Origin of the sequence: Rhodococcus sp. AW25M09 (genome assembly GCF_000333955.1) — a bacterium.
GTDB lineage: Bacteria > Actinomycetota > Actinomycetes > Mycobacteriales > Mycobacteriaceae > Rhodococcoides.
Genome location: NZ_CAPS01000001.1, coordinates 1 through 3,940, shown reverse-complemented (window position 1 = coordinate 3,940; position 3,940 = coordinate 1). Strand labels below are relative to the sequence as shown.

General features: G+C 63.9%; 3 protein-coding genes. All 3 read right to left on the bottom strand.

Annotated features, from left to right (window positions below; translation table 11 throughout):
- Window positions 1-155: 155 nt before the first annotated feature.
- Window positions 156-1,202: an ABC transporter ATP-binding protein gene (locus RHODMAR_RS00015; protein ID WP_008709885.1), complete on the bottom strand. Its 1,047-nt coding sequence runs from the start codon at window positions 1,200-1,202 to the stop codon at window positions 156-158.
- Window positions 1,199-2,713, bottom strand: coding sequence for an ABC transporter permease (locus RHODMAR_RS00010; RefSeq protein WP_008709883.1), 1,515 nt, complete (start codon window positions 2,711-2,713; stop codon window positions 1,199-1,201). The genes RHODMAR_RS00015 and RHODMAR_RS00010 overlap by 4 nt, the downstream gene beginning before the upstream one ends.
- 71 nt (window positions 2,714-2,784) lie before the next feature.
- On the bottom strand, window positions 2,785-3,813 hold the full coding sequence (locus RHODMAR_RS00005; protein WP_008709882.1) for an iron ABC transporter substrate-binding protein: 1,029 nt from the start codon (window positions 3,811-3,813) through the stop codon (window positions 2,785-2,787).
- Window positions 3,814-3,940 lie beyond the last annotated feature (127 nt).

Here is a 3,940-nt window from a genome sequence, read left to right as displayed (position 1 = left end):
CAGTCGATGCCGGCCCTTTGCATGCTTGGGGTCGAGACGTGATTGCCTTCGGGGCGTTGCCTCAGTCTGAATGGTGCAAGTCTGCCCACTACCTACGCACATTGTTCGCATGATCAAGCAGGACGCGAGAGGCTGCCTCACACTGAGTAGCTCTCTCACAAGTCGTACGCGACGGCGTCGCCGATGACGCAGATGGCGACTCTGTCGCCGGGCGTCAGAGCCGTGGTGCCGAAGCGACGTACGGTGATCCGCTGGGCCATGGCGGTGTCCGCGGTGTCGAGGCGGATCCCGAGCAGCATCTCCGATCCGAAGTACTGCACGTCGACGATGGTCCCCGATGCACCCATGCCGTCGGGTGCCACCTCGATTTGCTCTGGTCGCAACAGGATTCGGGCTGTGCCTTCGATGGCGTTGAAGGAGGGGGCGATGTCGACGTCGCCGAGGGCGCAGCGGGCACGGCCGTTCTCTATGTGGGCCGTCAAGATCACGGCGTCACCGATGAATTCCGCGGTGGTGACGTCCACAGGGCGGGAATAGACCTCACGAGGTGTACCGATCTGTGCGAGCCTGCCCGAGTTCATCACCGCAACCCGGTCGGCGAACGACAGGGCCTCGGGTTGATCGTGGGTGACGAGGATGGTGGTGATCGCGGCCTTGGCGAGGACGTCGGCGACGATCCGTCGGGTGTTCGCCCGCAAGCCGGCATCGAGTGCGGAGAACGGTTCGTCGAGCAGCATCAATTGAGGTTCACGCGCCAGCGCCCGCGCAAGGGCGACCCGTTGCTGCTGGCCGCCGGAAAGCTGGTCAGGTCGACGTGACGCGTAGGACGAATCCAGCGACACCATCTCGAGCAGTTCGGTAATCTTCGAGACGGTCCGGGCACGGCGTGGCAGGCCGAATCCGATGTTCGCGCCGACCGTGGCGTGTGGGAACAGTGCCCCGTCCTGGGCGACGTACCCGATGGACCTTCGGTGCGCAGGCGTCCAGCCGGTTCCCGCGACGACCTTCCCGGTCAGTGCGACGGTGCCTGCGTCGGGTCTGTCGAAACCCGCGATCAGACGCAGCAGCGTCGTCTTACCGCAACCGGACGGTCCGACGATGGCTGTGGTGGATCCAGCCTCGACAGCGAACTCAACTCGACGTAGCACCGTCACAGGACCGAACGACTTGTCCAGCCCATCCACCTCCAACGCGTATGTCATAGTCCTGCCGCCTTTTTCGACTGGGAGAAGAGAACGTAGGTCATGGGCAGCGACAGCACGATCATGATCAACGCGTACGGAGCAGCCCCCGAGTAGTCGATCTCGCTGCTCAGCGACCAGAACTGCATCGACAGCGTGCGGGTTCCGGTCGGTGCCAGCAGCAATGTTGCGGTCAACTCGTTCACGATCCCCAAGAACACCAACGCACCGCCCGCTGCGGTGGCCGGTGCAGCCAATCTGAGAGTCACCCGAAAGAAGCTCGACAGCGGTGACAGACCCAGTGACCGAGCCGCCTCGTCCAACCCGACGGGCGCTTGCGCGAGCCCGGCGCGCAGGTTGACCAATGCGCGTGGCAGGAAGAGCAATGCGTAGGCCGCGATCACGACGACAACTGTTTGATACAGCGGATTTGCGTACCGAATGGCGGTGGTGACGAACGCCAACGCAACGACGATGCCGGGCAACGAACTCGAGATGTAGGTACCGCCCTCGAGGACACGGCTGAACCGTCCGCGGTGGCGAATCGAGATCCACGCGACCGGGAACGCGAGTGCACACGTAATGACCGCACCGGCAATTCCGAACCCGAGCGTTTGCAGCAGCGCGGAAGAGACCTCGTCCCACTCCCACACCGCGCTGCCGCCGATGACAAGCCACCGCAGAACACTGGCGATCGGGACTCCGAGAGACAGTGCGATCAACATCCCCAGGAAGACGAGCGCGATCGGCGAGTACTGCCAACCGAGTTCTGCAGGCACGGCCGGGCGGGCTGCACCCGAGCCGATGCGGGCATACCTGGCACTGCCACGCACAACCGCTTCGATCACCAACAGCGTGAGGCACAGCAATACCAGCACCCCGGCGAGCATAGTGGCCGCAGCTCCGTTGAACGTCGATTGATACTGCTCGAAAATCGCTGTCGTGAAGGTGTCGAATCGGATGAAGACGAAGGCACCGTATTCGGCGAGTAGGTGCAACGCGACCAGAAGCGCTCCGCCGGCGATCGCCAGCCGCAACTGCGGCACCACGACGCGAAAGAACACTGCCCACGGTCCGATTCCGAGTCCTCGCGCCGATTCCTCGACCGCGGGGTCGAGCCTGCGAAGCGTCGCGGCAACGGGAATGTAGACGAGCGGAAAATACGAGAGCGTCGCAATCAGAACGCCGCCGCCCAGTCCGCCGAGGGAAGGGATCGCCGTCACCCACGAGTAGCTGTTCACGAACGCCGGGACAGCCAGCGGCGCGGCAAGCAATACCGCCCAACCCTTCGCTCCGAATACTCGTGTGCGCTCGACCAACCAAGCAGCCGCGACGCCGATTGCGACACAGATGGGCACCGTGATCACTACCAACATCACGGTGTTGGCCAACAATTCGCGGACCCGCGATCGGAACAGCAGCGCCGACGCGGTGGCCCAGCCGGTGTCCACGCTCTCCACGATCACGTACCCGAGCGGGATGAGCGAGATCGCCACGACAATCACTGCGGTGACAGCCAGAGGCAAGGGCATACGCGGCCGGCCTGCTGAGCGACGCAGCTTGTCGGCCGGCCCCCGTTGTTCTCGACCGTTCGTCGTTGGAATCAGAGCAAACCGGCTTCGGTCATGAGCTCGGTGACCTGCGGGCTGTTGAGCGTCGCCGGGTCCACCTGCGGTGCCTGCAGTTCGATCAGAGGAACCAGATCCGCGTTGGCCGGCACTGCGCTGCCCACCGAGTACTCGAACGACGTTCCGTCCCTGAGGATTTGCTGGCCTTTCGGTCCGGTGACGAACGCCAGGAACTTCTGTGCTGCATCTTGTTTCGCGCTGGATTGTAGGACGCCACCGCCGGAGACGCTGACGAAGGCACCGGGGTCTTCGTTCTTGAAGTAGTGCAGGGCGACGTTACTGCTGTTCTCGCCGGTCTTGGCCTGATCGCCGAACCAGTAGTAGTGGTAGATCACGCCGCCGGGGATCTCTCCGGCGTTGACGGCTTTCATCACCGTGCCGTTGCCGTTGTAGGCGCGGACGTTGTTCTTCATCCCCTCCAACCAGGTGCGTGTAGCGTCCTCGCCTTTCAACTCGAGCAGCGCACTGACTATGGCTTGGAAATCGGCTCCCGACGGCGATGCTGCCCAGCGGTCCTTCCAGGCGGGGTCCTGCAGGTCGAGGAGTGAGGCCGGGAGCTGATCGGGTGCCAGCATGTCCGTGTTGTAGGCGAACACGGTCGAGCGGGCGGCGATACCCGTCCACTTGCCGTTCGACGGGCGGTATTGGCTCGGAACCTGGGCCAGCACGGCCTGGTCGACGTCGGTGAACAGACCCGCGTTCTCGACGAGCGTCATCGCCGGAGAGTTCTCCGTGAGGAACACATCCGCTGGCGATCGGTCACCCTCCGCTACGAGTTGGTTGCCGAGTTCGGTATCGCTCCCTTGGCGCAGGTCGACCTCGATGCCGGTCTCCGCGGTGAACGCGTCGGCCCATTCTTTCGTCAGCGACTCGTGTTGGGCGTTGTAGACGGTGATCCGGTTGTCCCCGCCCGGGTCGGACTCAGCGCTCGAACACCCCGACACCGTCAACAGTGCTGCGGTCGCCAGTGCGAGGCCCGCCATCAGTTCGATCCGCTTGCTCATCGTCCGTCCTTCGCATTTACCGGACCACCTCCGGTCGTCCCCGCCGCCATGGTACTTAGAGGATTGGCAAACCTAATGCCCGGCCCTGCCCCGCTCCACGGTAGACGGGCGAGCACGAAGGTCGCAG

What these genes read in the sequence shown, in the direction of transcription:
- RHODMAR_RS00015 (WP_008709885.1), bottom strand. Translation starts at nt 1,202, where the DNA reads ATGACATACGCGTTGGAGGTGGATGGGCTGGACAAGTCGTTCGGTCCT.
- RHODMAR_RS00010 (WP_008709883.1), bottom strand. Translation starts at nt 2,713, where the DNA reads ATGCCCTTGCCTCTGGCTGTCACCGCAGTGATTGTCGTGGCGATCTCG.
- RHODMAR_RS00005 (WP_008709882.1), bottom strand. Translation starts at nt 3,813, where the DNA reads ATGAGCAAGCGGATCGAACTGATGGCGGGCCTCGCACTGGCGACCGCA.